The 13,408-nt window shown below is 64.7% G+C and carries 16 protein-coding genes; 9 read left to right on the plus strand and 7 right to left on the minus strand.

Translation table 11 applies throughout. The features are described from left to right. Nucleotides 1-152 precede the first annotated feature (152 nt). The 6 genes from U1738_RS13680 to U1738_RS13705 all read left to right on the plus strand — a co-directional run bounded on the left by U1738_RS13680 (nt 153) and on the right by U1738_RS13705 (nt 6,286). Nucleotides 153-1,721, plus strand: a complete 1,569-nt coding sequence (locus U1738_RS13680; protein ID WP_332789606.1) for a lysine--tRNA ligase — start codon at nt 153-155, stop codon at nt 1,719-1,721. Nucleotides 1,722-1,789: 68 nt separating this feature from the next. Beyond that, nucleotides 1,790-2,362 (plus strand): 2'-5' RNA ligase family protein, encoded by a 573-nt coding sequence (locus tag U1738_RS13685; protein ID WP_332789607.1) that lies wholly within the window; start codon nt 1,790-1,792, stop codon nt 2,360-2,362. 35 nt (nt 2,363-2,397) lie between these two features. Continuing rightward, on the plus strand, nt 2,398-3,576 hold the full coding sequence (nhaA, locus tag U1738_RS13690) for a Na+/H+ antiporter NhaA (RefSeq protein ID WP_332789608.1): 1,179 nt from the start codon (nt 2,398-2,400) through the stop codon (nt 3,574-3,576). Between the two features lie 4 nt (nt 3,577-3,580). Continuing rightward, nucleotides 3,581-4,606, plus strand: coding sequence for a histone deacetylase family protein (locus tag U1738_RS13695; RefSeq protein ID WP_332789609.1), 1,026 nt, complete (start codon nt 3,581-3,583; stop codon nt 4,604-4,606). Continuing rightward, nucleotides 4,603-5,829, plus strand: coding sequence for an MFS transporter (locus U1738_RS13700; RefSeq protein WP_332789610.1), 1,227 nt, complete (start codon nt 4,603-4,605; stop codon nt 5,827-5,829). Before U1738_RS13695 ends, U1738_RS13700 begins: the two co-directional genes overlap by 4 nt. Nucleotides 5,830-5,878: 49 nt before the next feature. Then, nucleotides 5,879-6,286: a (R)-mandelonitrile lyase gene (locus U1738_RS13705; RefSeq protein ID WP_332789611.1), complete on the plus strand. Its 408-nt coding sequence runs from the start codon at nt 5,879-5,881 to the stop codon at nt 6,284-6,286. 10 nt (nt 6,287-6,296) lie between these two features. Here the strand turns inward: U1738_RS13705 and U1738_RS13710 are convergent, their stop codons facing one another. The 6 genes from U1738_RS13710 to U1738_RS13735 form a co-directional block, all read right to left on the minus strand. Then, nucleotides 6,297-6,617 (minus strand): type II toxin-antitoxin system RelE/ParE family toxin, encoded by a 321-nt coding sequence (locus U1738_RS13710; RefSeq protein WP_332789612.1) that lies wholly within the window; start codon nt 6,615-6,617, stop codon nt 6,297-6,299. Continuing rightward, nucleotides 6,614-6,853 (minus strand): type II toxin-antitoxin system ParD family antitoxin, encoded by a 240-nt coding sequence (locus U1738_RS13715; protein WP_332789613.1) that lies wholly within the window; start codon nt 6,851-6,853, stop codon nt 6,614-6,616. The genes U1738_RS13710 and U1738_RS13715 overlap by 4 nt, the downstream gene beginning before the upstream one ends. A 218-nt stretch (nt 6,854-7,071) precedes the next feature. After that, nucleotides 7,072-8,001 carry an electron transfer flavoprotein subunit alpha/FixB family protein gene (locus U1738_RS13720; RefSeq protein ID WP_332789614.1) on the minus strand — a complete coding sequence of 310 codons (930 nt, stop codon included), beginning with the start codon at nt 7,999-8,001 and terminating at the stop codon, nt 7,072-7,074. Continuing rightward, nucleotides 7,998-8,744 (minus strand): electron transfer flavoprotein subunit beta/FixA family protein, encoded by a 747-nt coding sequence (locus tag U1738_RS13725; protein WP_332789615.1) that lies wholly within the window; start codon nt 8,742-8,744, stop codon nt 7,998-8,000. The genes U1738_RS13720 and U1738_RS13725 overlap by 4 nt, the downstream gene beginning before the upstream one ends. Nucleotides 8,745-8,789: 45 nt before the next feature. Then, nucleotides 8,790-9,989: an ADP-forming succinate--CoA ligase subunit beta gene (gene sucC / locus U1738_RS13730; protein ID WP_332789616.1), complete on the minus strand. Its 1,200-nt coding sequence runs from the start codon at nt 9,987-9,989 to the stop codon at nt 8,790-8,792. Between the two features lie 96 nt (nt 9,990-10,085). Further along, nucleotides 10,086-10,403 (minus strand): hypothetical protein, encoded by a 318-nt coding sequence (locus U1738_RS13735; protein WP_332789617.1) that lies wholly within the window; start codon nt 10,401-10,403, stop codon nt 10,086-10,088. Between the two features lie 45 nt (nt 10,404-10,448). Between U1738_RS13735 and U1738_RS13740 the strand changes: the two genes are divergently transcribed. Then, the gene (locus U1738_RS13740) at nt 10,449-10,967 is read left to right on the plus strand and encodes a sterol desaturase family protein (RefSeq protein ID WP_332789618.1); all 519 of its coding nucleotides are present in this window, start codon (nt 10,449-10,451) and stop codon (nt 10,965-10,967) included. Then, a complete protein-coding gene (locus U1738_RS13745; RefSeq protein ID WP_332789619.1) occupies nt 10,964-11,713 on the plus strand; it encodes a sulfite exporter TauE/SafE family protein in 750 nt (249 codons plus the stop codon). Before U1738_RS13740 ends, U1738_RS13745 begins: the two co-directional genes overlap by 4 nt. 127 nt (nt 11,714-11,840) lie before the next feature. Here U1738_RS13745 and U1738_RS13750 read toward each other — a convergent pair whose 3' ends face one another. After that, on the minus strand, nt 11,841-12,776 hold the full coding sequence (locus tag U1738_RS13750; protein ID WP_332789620.1) for a ribose-phosphate pyrophosphokinase: 936 nt from the start codon (nt 12,774-12,776) through the stop codon (nt 11,841-11,843). Nucleotides 12,777-12,851: 75 nt separating this feature from the next. Between U1738_RS13750 and U1738_RS13755 the strand changes: the two genes are divergently transcribed. Beyond that, on the plus strand, nt 12,852-13,376 hold the full coding sequence (locus U1738_RS13755; RefSeq protein WP_332789621.1) for a YcxB family protein: 525 nt from the start codon (nt 12,852-12,854) through the stop codon (nt 13,374-13,376). The last annotated feature ends 32 nt before the right edge of the window (nt 13,377-13,408 follow it).

A 13,408-nucleotide genomic window follows, 5' to 3' on the forward strand; every position in this document is an offset into this window, starting at 1 on the left:
AGCAACCCGATTTCTCCGTCATCGTCACCCCAGCGGAGGCTGGGGTCTCTGTGAGGCGAGTGCGCGCATGCCCCTTGAGATCCCAGCCTTCGCCGGGATGACAGGGCTTAGGGTTGCATGGGCGGCATCTCCTATGCACTAAGCCGGGCATCATGACCGACGCCCTCCGCACCGCCGCCCTCGAGTCCAAAGCCTGGCCGTATGAAGAGGCGCGGAAAATACTGAAGCGTTATCCGAACGGGAAACCGGGCGGCGCGCCGATCCTGTTCGAAACCGGCTATGGCCCCTCGGGGCTGCCGCATATCGGCACGTTCAACGAAGTGTTGCGCACGACGATGGTGCGCAACGCCTTCCATGCGCTCTCCGATCAACCAACCCGTCTGCTGGCGTTCAGCGACGATATGGACGGCCTGCGCAAGGTGCCGGACAATGTGCCGAACAAGGCGATGTTGACCGACCATCTCGGCAAGCCGCTTAGCCGCATTCCCGATCCGTTTGGCACGCACGAGAGTTTCGCCGCGCACAACAATGCGACGTTGCGCGCATTCCTCGACCAATATGGCTTCGACTATGAATTCGCGTCCTCGACCGAATATTATGCGAGCGGGCGCTTCGACGAGAAGCTGAAGGACGTGCTGCGCAACTATGCGGCGATCATGGCGATCATGCTGCCCACGCTGCGCGGCGAGCGGCAGGAGACTTATTCGCCCGTCCTGCCGATCAGCCCGAAGTCGGGTATCGTGCTCCAGGTGCCGGTCGAGGTGGTCGATGCCGATGCGGGCATCATCGCCTTCATGGATGAGGGCGAGCGGATCGAGCAATCGATCCTAGGCGGGCAGGCCAAGCTGCAATGGAAGCCCGATTGGGGCATGCGCTGGGCTGCCTTGGGCGTCGATTACGAGATGCACGGCAAGGACCTGATCGACTCCGCGCAACTTGGCGGCCGCATCGCGCAGGTGCTGGGCGGGCGCAAGCCGGAGGGGCTGATTTACGAACTGTTCCTCGACGAGAAGGGTGAGAAGATCAGCAAGTCGAAGGGCAACGGCCTCAGCCTGGAGCAATGGCTGACCTATGGCCCCGAGGAATCGGTCGCCTTCTACGCGTATCGCGAGCCAAAGAAGGCCAAGCAGTTGCACATGGGCGTGATCCCGCGCGCGGTGGACGAATATTGGCAGTTCCGCGGCAATTATGCCGGGCAGGAGTTGAAGGAACGACTCGGCAATCCGGTGCATCACATCCATGACGGTGCGTTGCCGACGGGCGAGATGCCGGTGACGTTCGGGCTGCTGCTCAATCTGGTCAGCGTGATGGGCGATGCGACCAAGGCGCAAGTGTGGGGCTATCTCGGCAATTACGTGGCCGATGCCACGCCGGAAAAGTATCCCGAACTCGATCGGCTGATCGATCGCGCGCTGGCTTATGGGCGTGATTTCGTGACGCCGACGTTGAAGCGGCGGGTGCCGGAAGGTGTCGAAGTTGGCGCGCTCGAGCGGTTGGATCGGGACCTTGCGGACCTGCCGGACGGCGCGAATGCCGAGGATATTCAAAACCTTGTCTATGAAATCGGCAAGACCGGCGGGTTCGAGAATCTGCGCGATTGGTTCAAGGCGTTGTACGAGACGCTGCTGGGTGCCGAGCAAGGCCCGCGGATGGGCAGCTTCATCGCGCTGTACGGCATCGCCAATTCGCGCAAGCTGATCGCGGAAGCCTTGGCGAGATAAGCAATGGGATTCGACTCCGGATTACGGAACATATAAGGAACATGTTTGCCGAGTCGGAGGGTGAGTACATGTTCGAGAAACGGATCAAGGCGGCGCATCGCTTCTTCTTCGCGCTGTTCCCGCCGCCGGTTCTGGCGCGGCAGACGATCGAGGCGATGACGCCGTTCGCCGATGGCGCGCGGATGATGCGGCACGAACGGTTGCACGTAACGCTCGATATCCTGGACGATTTTGCCGAATGGCCGGACGAGATCGTGCCGGCCCTCGTCGCGGCGGGATCGACCGTGGCGGCCGCACCGTTCGAGGTCATGTTCAATCGCGTGTCCGGCGGCGAAAGCACGATCGCGCTGCGTCCACGCCTGAAGAATGCGCCGCTGAATGCTTTGCACCAAGCGATCGCGGCAGGACGCGCCGGGCTGAGCGTCGAGGGGCGCTATGGTTACGCATTCTCGCCGCACATGACCTTGGTGTATCGCAAGGGCGCGCCGTTCAGCCATTCGGTCGCGCCGATCAGCTGGATGGCGGAGGAATTCGTGCTGGTGCACAGCCTGATCGGCCAGACCCGGCACGAGGTGATCGCGCGCTGGCCGCTGAACGCGACCGCCGAGATAGTCGATAGCGACCAGCTCGCTTTGTTCTGATTGCCTGCCCAGCCCCGCGCACTAAGAATAGTCGCGTGGCCCGCACTTCCCCCATTTCAGCTCTGCGCGCCTTCCTGAACGACGAGGCGGCGGGCGGGATCGTGCTGATCGCCGCCGCGATGCTGGCGATGATCGCTGCCAATTCCCCATGGTCGGCGGGCTATTTCCATCTGCTCCATGCCGAGACCGGCCCGACGATCGCGCCCGCTTTGGGGCCGATGACGGTGCATCTGTGGATCAACGACGGGGTGATGGCGATCTTCTTCCTGCTCGTCGGGCTGGAGATCAAGCGCGAGTTGCTGGACGGCGGCCTATCCGACGCACGCAAGCGCCGCCTGCCCGTGATCGCCGCCGCCGCCGGGATGATCGTGCCGGCATCGATCTATCTTGCCGTCGCGGGGAGCGATCCGGCGCTGGTGCGTGGCTGGGCGATCCCGGCGGCGACCGACATCGCGTTTGCGATCGGGGTGATGGCGCTGCTCGGCAAACGCGTGCCGGCCTCGCTCAAGCTGTTCCTCACCACCGTGGCGATCGTCGATGACATGGGCGCGGTGGCGATCATCGCCATCGCCTATAGCCACGGCCTCGATCTCGGCGCGCTGGCGGCGGCGGCGGGGGTGCTGGCGATCATGGCCGCGCTGAACCGCCATGGCGTGCGCGCTCTGACGCCCTATCTGATCGCCGCCGCCTTGTTGTGGTGGCTGGTGCTGCTGTCGGGCGTGCATGCGACGGTGGCGGGCGTGCTCGCCGCCGCGATCATCCCGATCGACCGCGACGAACGCCGATCGCCGCTGCACCGTCTGGAACATGTGCTCAGCCCATGGGTCGCCTTCGCGATCGTGCCGCTGTTCGGGTTCGCCAATGCCGGGGTCGCGATCGGCGGCATGTCGGCATCGGTGCTGGTCGAGCCGCTGGTGATCGCGGTGGCCGCCGGTCTGTTCCTGGGCAAGCAGGCCGGCATTCTCGGCAGCATCGCGCTGGCGGAGACACTGGGCATCGCGCGCCGCCCGGAACAGGCCAGCTGGGCGCAGGTCTATGGCGTTGCCTTGCTGGCGGGAATCGGATTCACGATGAGCCTGTTCATCGGCGGCCTCGCCTTTCCCGGCGATGCGGCGTTGATGGACGAGGTGAAGATCGGCGTGCTGGGCGGATCGATCCTGTCGGCGCTGGCCGGTTTCGCGGTACTGCGTTTCGCCCGGCCGATACGGAGATGATGTAATGCGCTGTTTCTTCGACCCCCGGCAATTGGCCCATGCCCCGGCCAAGGAACTGCACAATGGCGGCTTCGTCGATTATGCCGAGACGCCACCCCGCGCCAAGGCGATTCTGGCGGCGATTGGCGCGATCGAGGCACCGCGCGATCATGGCGAGGCTCCAATCCTGGCGATCCACGATGCCGGATACGTGGATTTCCTGAAGACCGCGCCGGCACGCTGGGCGGCGGCGGGGCGACCGGGCGACGTGATGGGCTATATCTGGCCGATCGCGCGGCGGCGGCCGCTGAAGCTCGACCGGATCGATGCGCTGGCCGGGCGCTACAGCCTCGACGCCTCCACGCCGCTGACCGCCGATAGCTGGGGTGCCGCCTATTGGAGCGCGCAATCCGTGCTGTCGGCCACCCACGCCGTATTGGGCGGCGAACGCGCCGCCTTCGCACTGTGCCGCCCGCCGGGCCATCATGCCGGGGCGGATTATCTCGGCGGTTATTGCTACCTCAACACCGCCGCGATCGCCGCCCAATACGCACTGACGTCGGCGCGCGATGCCGGGGCACAGCGGGTCGCGATCCTCGATATCGATTATCACCACGGCAACGGCACGCAGGATATCTTCTGGACGCGCGGCGATGTGTTCTACGCTTCGCTGCACGCCGATCCGGCGACCGATTATCCGTTCTTCTGGGGCCATGCCGACGAGACCGGCGAGGCCGAGGGCGCAGGCACGACGCTGAACCTGCCGCTGCCGCAGGGCGCGACGCTGGACGCGTTCCGCCGTGCGCAGGCGAGCGCATTGGCGGCAATCGCCCGATTCGCGCCCGATCTGCTGGTGCTGAGCTTCGGCGCGGATACTTGGGAGGGCGATCCGATCTCGCATCTGAAGCTGACCACCGCCGATTATGCCGTGCTGGCGCGCGACATCGCCGCATGCGGATGGCCGACGGTGATCGCGATGGAAGGCGGCTATGCGATCGATGCGCTGGGCGCGAACGTGGCGAGCTTGCTGGACGGGTTCGCGCAGGGATGACCGCACTCGCCAAGGGCAGCGCAGGCTATCGTCGGCTGACGCTGGCGATGCTGTTCGCCGGTTTCTCGACCTTCTCGCTGCTCTACGCCGCGCAACCGTTGCTGCCGGTGTTCGCGACCGATTTCGGCCTGAGCGCGGAAGGGGCGAGCCTGGCGATCGGGCTGGCGACGGGGCCGCTGGCGATCGGCATCCTGTTCGCCGGCGCGCTGTCGGATCGCTGGGGACGCAGGCCGATGATGGTGGCGGCGATGTTCGTGGCCGGCCTGCTTGGCCTCGCCACCGCTGTCGCGCCCAACTGGCCGATGCTGCTTGCGATCCGCTTTGCCACGGGCGTGGCGCTGGCCGGGGTGCCGGCGGTGGCGATGGCCTATGTCAGCGAGGAGGTGGACCACGCGTCGGTTGGTTCGGCGATGGGCCTGTATATCGCCGGCAGTGCGATCGGCGGGATGGTCGGGCGATTGGGGGTGAGCCTGCTGACCGATCTCGCCGGGTGGCGCTGGGCGATGGCGGCGGTCGGGCTGGCCAGCCTGGTGATGGCGGAGGCGTTCCGGCGGCTGGCGCCCGAATCGCGCGGGTTCGTCGCATCCGCGCCGTCGCCGGCGCACGTCGCGCGCGGCATGATCGCGCTGTTCCGGGACCGGGCGATGCTATTGTTGTTCGCCGAGGCGTTCCTGCTGATGGGTGTGTTCGTCAGCATCTACAATTATGCCGGGTTCCGCCTGATGGGGGCGCCGTACGGGCTGGGCCATGCCGCGGTCGGCGCGATCTTTCTGTTATACGTGCTCGGCTCGGTCAGTTCGGCCTGGTTCGGCGGGCTGGCGGGTACGATGGGGCGGCGCAAGATATTCTGGGTGCCGGTCGTGTTGCTGATCGCGGGTGTGGCGTTGACCGCCGCGAGGCCGCTGGCGGTGGTGATCGCCGGGATCGGCATCGTCACGATCGGCTTTTTCGGTGCGCATTCGATCGCCAGCGCGTGGGTCGGCCGTCGCGCTTCGAGCAGGCGCGGACAGGCGGCGGCGGTGTATCTGTTCTTCTATTATGGCGGATCGAGCGTGCTGGGATCGCTCGGCGGCATGGCGTGGACGCGCAGCGGATGGAGCGCGGTGGCGTGGTATTGCGGGGTTCTGGGCGTGATCGCACTGGTGCTGGGGCTGGTGTTGCGGACGATCCCGCCTTTGCCGGAGAATGAGGTGCCGCCGGTGAAGCCGTTGGGGACCGATTGAACGATCGGCGTGGTGGGCGGTTTCGGTTCCTCGAGTTGGAGACAAGGCCATGCAGATCACCCGCAGCGGAACGACCCCTTCCGGCAAGGGCCCGGAGGACTGGTTTACCGGCACCGTCCGGATCGACCCGCTATTTTCCGCGCCCGATCCGGCGCGCACCGCAGGCAATACGGTGACGTTCGAACCCGGCGCGCGGACGGCGTGGCACACCCATCCGCTCGGCCAGACGCTGATCGTGACGTTCGGTCTGGGCTGGGTACAGCGCGAGGGCGGGCCGGTGGAGGAAATCCGCCCCGGCGATGTCGTGTGGTTCGAGGGCGGCGAAAAGCACTGGCACGGCGCGACCGCGACGAACGCGATGACGCATATCGCGATTCAGGAAGCGCTGGACGGCAAGGCGGTGGAATGGATGGAGCAGATGTCGGACGCGGAGTATTCTGGCGAGCGACGGCAATAGCAGCCCCCTTCTACGCGCCGATCAATCGCCACCAATCCTGCGCTGCGTGAATTACCCGCACAATTGTGATGCCGGTTGCGCGGGGTTCGTAGAAGATGATCACGTTCGGAAAGCCATCGACCTTCCACTTCCGTAATCGGGCGATCCGCTCGTTCGCCGAAGCGACCGCCGGTCCCATGCCGGGATGCTCGGCCAGCATCCAGAAGGCCTTGTTGGTAGCGGTCAGGAAACGGTCGGCCACATCGACGCCTGCCTCTTTAGACAGCCAGCGATAATGATCTTCGATGTCCTGCCGCGCGAGCGCGCGAACCCCGACATTTGCCGGGTTCACCGGGGCGATTGGCCAATCTCGCGAATGGTTTCTATGTCCTGCCCGGTCCATGGCGTCTCGGGACTGGCAAGTCCTTCCAGAAGCATCGTTTCCAGCCGATCCTGCGCCGTCCGCTTCTCGTCTGCACGGATCAGTTCACGGACATATTCACTCGCGCTGCTGTATCGCCCGCCCGCGACCTGTCCGTCGATGAACGCCTTGAGCGGCGTCGGTAGCGAGATGTTCATGCTGTCCATCGGTATCGAAAATACGCCAGTGGCAGGAAATGACAAGATTTGGCGATCGATCGAAATGAAAAAGGGCGGTGCGATTACATCGCACCGCCCCTTCCTTTTCGAGCGTTAGCGACGCGGGAGTAAATCCCGCGTCGTCGGCCGCGGCTTTGGCCGCGCCGGCCGGTCGAAGTGTTGCGGGTTCGCTTCGCTCACCCGCACCGGCGCGCAGCATGCGCGCCTTACAACTTCGACGTCAGTTCCGGCACGATCTTGAACAGATCGCCGACCAGGCCGATGTCCGCGACCTGGAAGATCGGGGCGTCCTCGTCCTTGTTGATCGCGATGATCGTCTTGCTGTCCTTCATGCCGGCGAGATGCTGGATCGCGCCGGAGATGCCGACCGCGACATACACTTCGGGAGCGACGATCTTGCCGGTCTGGCCGACCTGATAGTCGTTCGGGGCGTAGCCTGCGTCCACCGCCGCGCGGCTCGCGCCGACGCCGGCACCGAGCTTGTCGGCGAGCGGATCGATCAGCGCGTGGAACTGTTCGCCCGAACCCAATGCTCGACCACCCGAGACGATGATCTTGGCGCTGGTCAGTTCGGGGCGTTCCGACTTGGCGATCTCGCTACCGACATAGGTCGATACGCCGGTATCACCCGTCGTCGCGACCGCCTCGACCGTGCCCGAACCGCCTTCGGTCGCGGCCTTGGCAAACGCGGTGCCGCGCACGGTGATGACCTTCTTGGCATCCTTGGTCTGGACGGTGGCGATGGCGTTGCCGGCGTAGATGGGGCGGGTGAACGTATCTTCGCTTTCGACCGACAGGATGTCGCTGATCTGCATCACGTCGAGCAAAGCGGCGACGCGCGGCGCGATGTTCTTGCCGCCCGAGGTGGCGGGGAACAGCACGGCGTCGTGATCGCCCATCAACTGGACGATCAGCGGCGCGACGTTCTCGGCCAGCGCATGGGCATAGGCCGCGTCGTCGGCGACATGGACCTTGCCGACGCCGGCGATCTTCGCGGCTTCGGCGGCGACCGCATCCACGCCCTGGCCGGCGACGAGCAGATGGATTTCACCCAGTTGCGAAGCGGCGGTGACCACGGCGAGCGTGGCATCCTTGACGGTGGCGCCGTCATGTTCGACCCAGACCAACGTCTTCATTTCGCGACTCCCATCGCCTTGAGCTTGCCGACCAGTTCATCCACATCGGCGACCTTGATGCCGGCGACCCGCTTAGCCGGCTCGACCACCTTCAACGTGGTCAGGCGCGGCGAGACGTCGACGCCGTAATCGACGGCGGTCTTCTGCGCCATCGGCTTGGATTTCGCCTTCATGATGTTGGGCAGCGAGGCGTAACGCGGCTCGTTGAGCCGCAGATCGGTGGTGATGATCGCGGGAAGCTTGAGCGTTTCCGTCTCCGATCCGCCATCCACTTCGCGCGTTACGGTGACGCTGTCGGCGGTGAGGTCCACCTTCGACGCAAAGGTCGCCTGGCCGACGCCGAGCAGGCCCGCCAGCATCTGGCCGGTCTGGTTGTTGTCGTCGTCGATCGCCTGCTTGCCGAGGATCACCAGATCGGGCTTTTCCTCGTCCACGATCGCTTTCAGCAGCTTGGCGACGCCCAGCGGCTCGACCTTCTCTTCCGACACGATCAGGATCGCGCGATCGGCCCCCATGGCGAGCGCGGTGCGCAGCGTTTCCTGCGCCTTCTGCTCGCCGATCGAAACGACCACGATCTCGGTGATGCCCTTGTCCTTCAGACGAATGGCTTCCTCGACCGCGATCTCGTCGAACGGGTTCATGCTCATCTTGACGTTCGCCAGATCGACGCCCGTCCCGTCCGCCTTCACGCGGGGCTTCACGTTGTAATCAAGCACGCGCTTGACCGGCACCAATACCTTCATCGCAAACTCTCCGTCTGTCCTAATGCGCTCCTGGGGAGAAAACGCTCAGGCCGCTTTTTGCACTTCCGCGACGATCTTCTTCGCCGCATCGCCTAGATCGTTAGCAGCAACGATCGCCAGGCCGGAATTGGACAAAATGTCCTTGCCCTGCTGCACGTTGGTGCCTTCCAGGCGAACGACCAGCGGCACGGAAAGGTTCACTTCCTTCGCCGCGGCGACGATGCCCTCGGCGATGATGTCGCAGCGCATGATGCCTCCGAAGATGTTGACCAGGATGCCCTTCACCGCCGGATCGCCGAGGATGATCTTGAACGCCGCCGTCACCTTCTCGGTCGTGGCACCGCCGCCGACGTCGAGGAAGTTGGCCGGGAACATGCCGTTCAGCTTGATGATGTCCATCGTCGCCATGGCGAGGCCGGCGCCGTTGACCATGCAGCCGATGTCGCCGTCGAGCTTGATGTAAGCGAGGTCGTACTTCGAGGCTTCCAGCTCGGCCGGATCCTCCTCGGTCTCGTCGCGCAACTCCATCAGATCCTTGTGGCGGAACATGGCGTTGCCATCGAACGCGACCTTGGCGTCGAGCACCAACAACTGGCCCTGCTTGGTGACGGCGAGCGGGTTGATCTCGATCTGCTCGGCATCGGTGCCGAGGAACGCGTCGTATACGTTCGACGCGGTCGATGCGGCCTGCTTGGCGAGATCACCGGTCAGGCCGAGGGCTGCGGCGACGGCACGGCCGTGATGCGGCTGGAACCCGGTGGCGCAATCGATATCGATCGACTGGATCTTCTCCGGCGTGTCATGCGCGACCGCCTCAATATCCATGCCGCCTTCGGTCGAGACGACCATCGAGACCCGGCCGGTGGCGCGGTTGACGAGGAATGCGAGGTAGAATTCCTTGTCGATATCGGCACCGTCGGTGACGTACAGGCGATTGACCTGCTTGCCATGCTCGCCGGTCTGGATCGTCACCAGCGTGTTGCCGAGCATGTCGGTCGCGGCCGCGCGAACCTCATCCTCGTTCCAGGCGAGACGGACGCCGCCCTTGGCGTCGGGCCCGAGTTCCTTGAACTTGCCCTTGCCGCGACCACCGGCATGGATCTGCGATTTCACGACGTAGAGCGGCCCGGGCAGCTTCTTCGAAGCCTCCACGGCCTCCTCGACGGTCAGCGCGGCGAAGCCGGCGGGGACGGGGACACCGAACTTGGCCAGCAATTCCTTGGCCTGATATTCGTGGATGTTCATGAGAAGCGTTCGCACCTTTCGCTGAAACGGAGGTTTGCATGGGCCTTAAGCACAGTGGCCGACGCGAATCCACCCTTCGCTGTTCTCCCGCCCCGCTCAATCCAGCCCGAGCGAACACAAGGCGGCCGCAGTGGTGGTGACGGATATGATCTGCGGATCGTCGAGGGCGCGAATCCGCTTGAGCAGGTGCTTGCGGCCATGGGATTCGCCGGACTCGCCCAGCGATGCGAGTTTGCGCAGTTGCGCGACCGAAAGCTGTTCGGACATCGGCTTGGCCATGCAGGTGGCGAGCTTCGGCGACAGGCCGGCGCGGATCAGGCCGTCGCGGGTGCGACTCTCGATCGGCGAGCAGGCGGCGAGCGCCAGCAGACCCGCGGCAATGCCCAAACGGATGACGGATCGGGAAAAGGACACAGGTTCACCTCGCAACACCGGACGTGGGCCGCTATATCGCAGCGCATGCACTGGGCAACCGGACTCCTTCTCGCGCTCGCGACGATCGTCTTCATGGAAGGCTTCGCTTATGTCGCGCATCGCTGGGTGATGCACGGCTTCGGGTGGTTCCTGCACGAGAGCCACCACCGCGTGCGCCACGGCAATTGGGAGTTGAACGATCTGTATGCGGTGATCTTCGCGGTCCCGTCGTTCGTGCTGTTGCTGGGCGGGGTGCAACTCGGCTGGTGGCCGGGCTTCGCGTGGATCGGCGGTGGCATCGCGGCCTATGGCGCGATCTATTTCGGCTTTCATGACGTCATCGTCCATAAACGCCTGAACCACCGCTATCTGCCCAAGTCAGCATACATGAAGCGCATCATCCAGGCGCACCGGCTGCACCATGTGGTCGAGACCAAGCACGGCACGGTCAGCTTCGGTTTCCTGTGGGCGCCGAAGCCCGAGGCGCTGAAGGCCGAACTCAAGCGCCGCGACCACGCCGGGGTGCGTGCGCCGGCCGAGCGTTCCGAAACGCCCGCCGCTTGAACGACACCGCATTGTTGTTCGCGCTGGCGGTGCCGGCGGTGATGATGACCGGGCTTGCCAAAGGCGGGTTTGCCGGTGTCGGCGGGCTGGCGCTGCCGATGATGGCGCTGGCGATCTCGCCGGTGCGCGCGGCGGCGATCCTGCTGCCGATCCTGGTCGTGCAGGACGTGGTCGGCGTGTGGGCGTTCCGCAAGGATTGGGACGGCTACGTACTTGGCTGGACCCTGCCCGGCGCGGCGATCGGCATCGCACTCGGCTATATCTTCGCGGCGCGCGTGTCGGCGGATGCGGTGCTCGGTCTGGTCGGCGTGATCAGCCTGGCGTTCGGCGCATACCGCTTGTGGCGCGAGCGCGGGCATGTCGTCGCCACCTCCGCCAATGCGCCCGGCTGGGTCGGCGCGCTGTGCGGCATGGCGTCGGGCTTCACCAGCCAGGTCGCGCATGCCGGGCAGCCGCCGTTCCAGATCTGGGTCCTGCCGCGCCGCCCGCCGCGCGACGTGCTGGTCGGCACGACGGCGATCTTCTTCGCGATCGTCAACTGGGCCAAGGTGCCGGCCTATTGGGCGCTGGGCCAGTTCAGCCGCGACAATCTGATCATCGCCGGACTGCTGCTGCCGGTGGCGATCCTCTCCACGTTCGGCGGCGTGTGGATGGTGCGCCGGATCGCGCCGGAGCGCTTCTACACCGCGATCTATGTGCTGATGATGCTGGTGGGGGTTAAGCTGATCTGGGACGCGGTGGCCTAGCTTCGGCCAATCGAAGCGGTCCTCACTCCCCCGTTCGTGCCGAGCTTGTCTAAGCATGTGCCCCGGACACGCTCTTCGACGGGCTCAGGGCGAACGGAATTGGGGGAGTCGAGGTGATTCAAACGCGTTAGTCAAAGAGGCTCGACACCGAGCTTTCGTCCGCGATACGACGGATCGCCTCGGCCAGCAGTGGCGCGATGGTCAGATGACGGATGCGCTTGGCGGTGGCGACGATATCGTGGCTGCCGATCGAATCTGTGATCACCAGTTCTTCCAGCGCCGATCCCTCGACCCGCGCCACTGCGCCGCCCGAGAGCACGCCGTGCGTGATATAGGCCGCGACGCCGGCCGCGCCCGCTTCCTTCAGCGCAGCGGCGGCGTTGCACAAGGTGCCGCCCGAATCGACGATGTCGTCGATCAGGATGCAGAACCGCCCCTCGACATCGCCGATGATGTTCATCACCTCGGATTCGCCGGCGCGCTCGCGACGCTTGTCGACGATCGCGAGCGGGGCGTTGTCGAGTCGCTTGGCCAGGGCGCGTGCGCGCACCACGCCGCCGACGTCGGGCGAGACGACCATCAGATTGCGCCCGCCGTAACGCGTCAGGATATCCGCCGACATCACCGGTGCCGCGAACAGATTGTCGGTCGGGATATCGAAGAAGCCTTGGATCTGCCCGGCGTGGAGATCGACCGACAGCACGCGGTCCGCGCCCGCCACGGTGATCAGATTGGCGACCAGCTTGGCCGAGATCGGCGTGCGCGGCCCCGGTTTGCGATCCTGCCGGGCATAGCCGAAATAGGGCACGACGGCGGTGATGCGCTTGGCCGATGCGCGCTTCAGCGCATCGATGCAGATCAGCAATTCCATCAGATTGTCGTTGGCCGGATAGCCGGTCGACTGGATCACGAACACGTCCTCGCCGCGCACATTCTCCTGGATCTCGACGAAGATCTCCTCGTCGGCGAAGCGGCGCACGCTCGCCTGGGTCAGCGGCATCTCGAGATAGCGCGCCACATCGCGCGCCAGCGGCAGGTTCGCATTGCCGGTTAGAAGTTTCATGAAAGCCCCTTTGAGCGCCGATTGATGCCTCCTTAGAAGCGACATAAGCATCGGGAAAGAGCGGAAGGGGCGAAGATGGTCGGCAATGTGACGTTCGAGGCGACCGAAGCCGATTATGTCACCGCGAATTTGCTGTGGACGAGCAGGGCATCACAAACCCGAATGCTCGGGTGGCTGGTGGTCGCCGGTGCAGCATTGGCCGTCATCGGCATAGCGCTCGATATATGGTTGGGCCGGACCGTATTGGCAGCGATCAAAGATATTGTTTGGGTTCTGTTGTTCCTTGCGATCCTGATCGGAATTCGGTTCGCGACGCCAATGATGATACGACGCCAGGTAAGAAAAATGATGGCGCAGAATCACGCTTTGAAGGAACCCGTCAAATGCTGGTGGGACGAACAGGCGATAAATTTCTCCGGTAGCAACGGGACGGGAAATCTTGCGTGGGGTCGCCTGCATCGCTGGCTCGACAACGATGCTACCTTCGTTTTTCTGCAATCGGATCGGTTGATGTTTGTTCTTCCCAAGCGCGCCCTTACAAAGAGCCAGGCGGACGATCTGTACGCGACGCTCGTCGCAGCCGGCGTCCGACGATTCTGAAGCGGTGGCTTGCCGGTCGCCCCTCGTCCTCC

It is taken from the genome of Parasphingomonas caseinilytica (assembly GCF_036663755.1).
In the GTDB taxonomy this organism is placed as follows: Bacteria; Pseudomonadota; Alphaproteobacteria; order Sphingomonadales; family Sphingomonadaceae; genus Sphingomonas.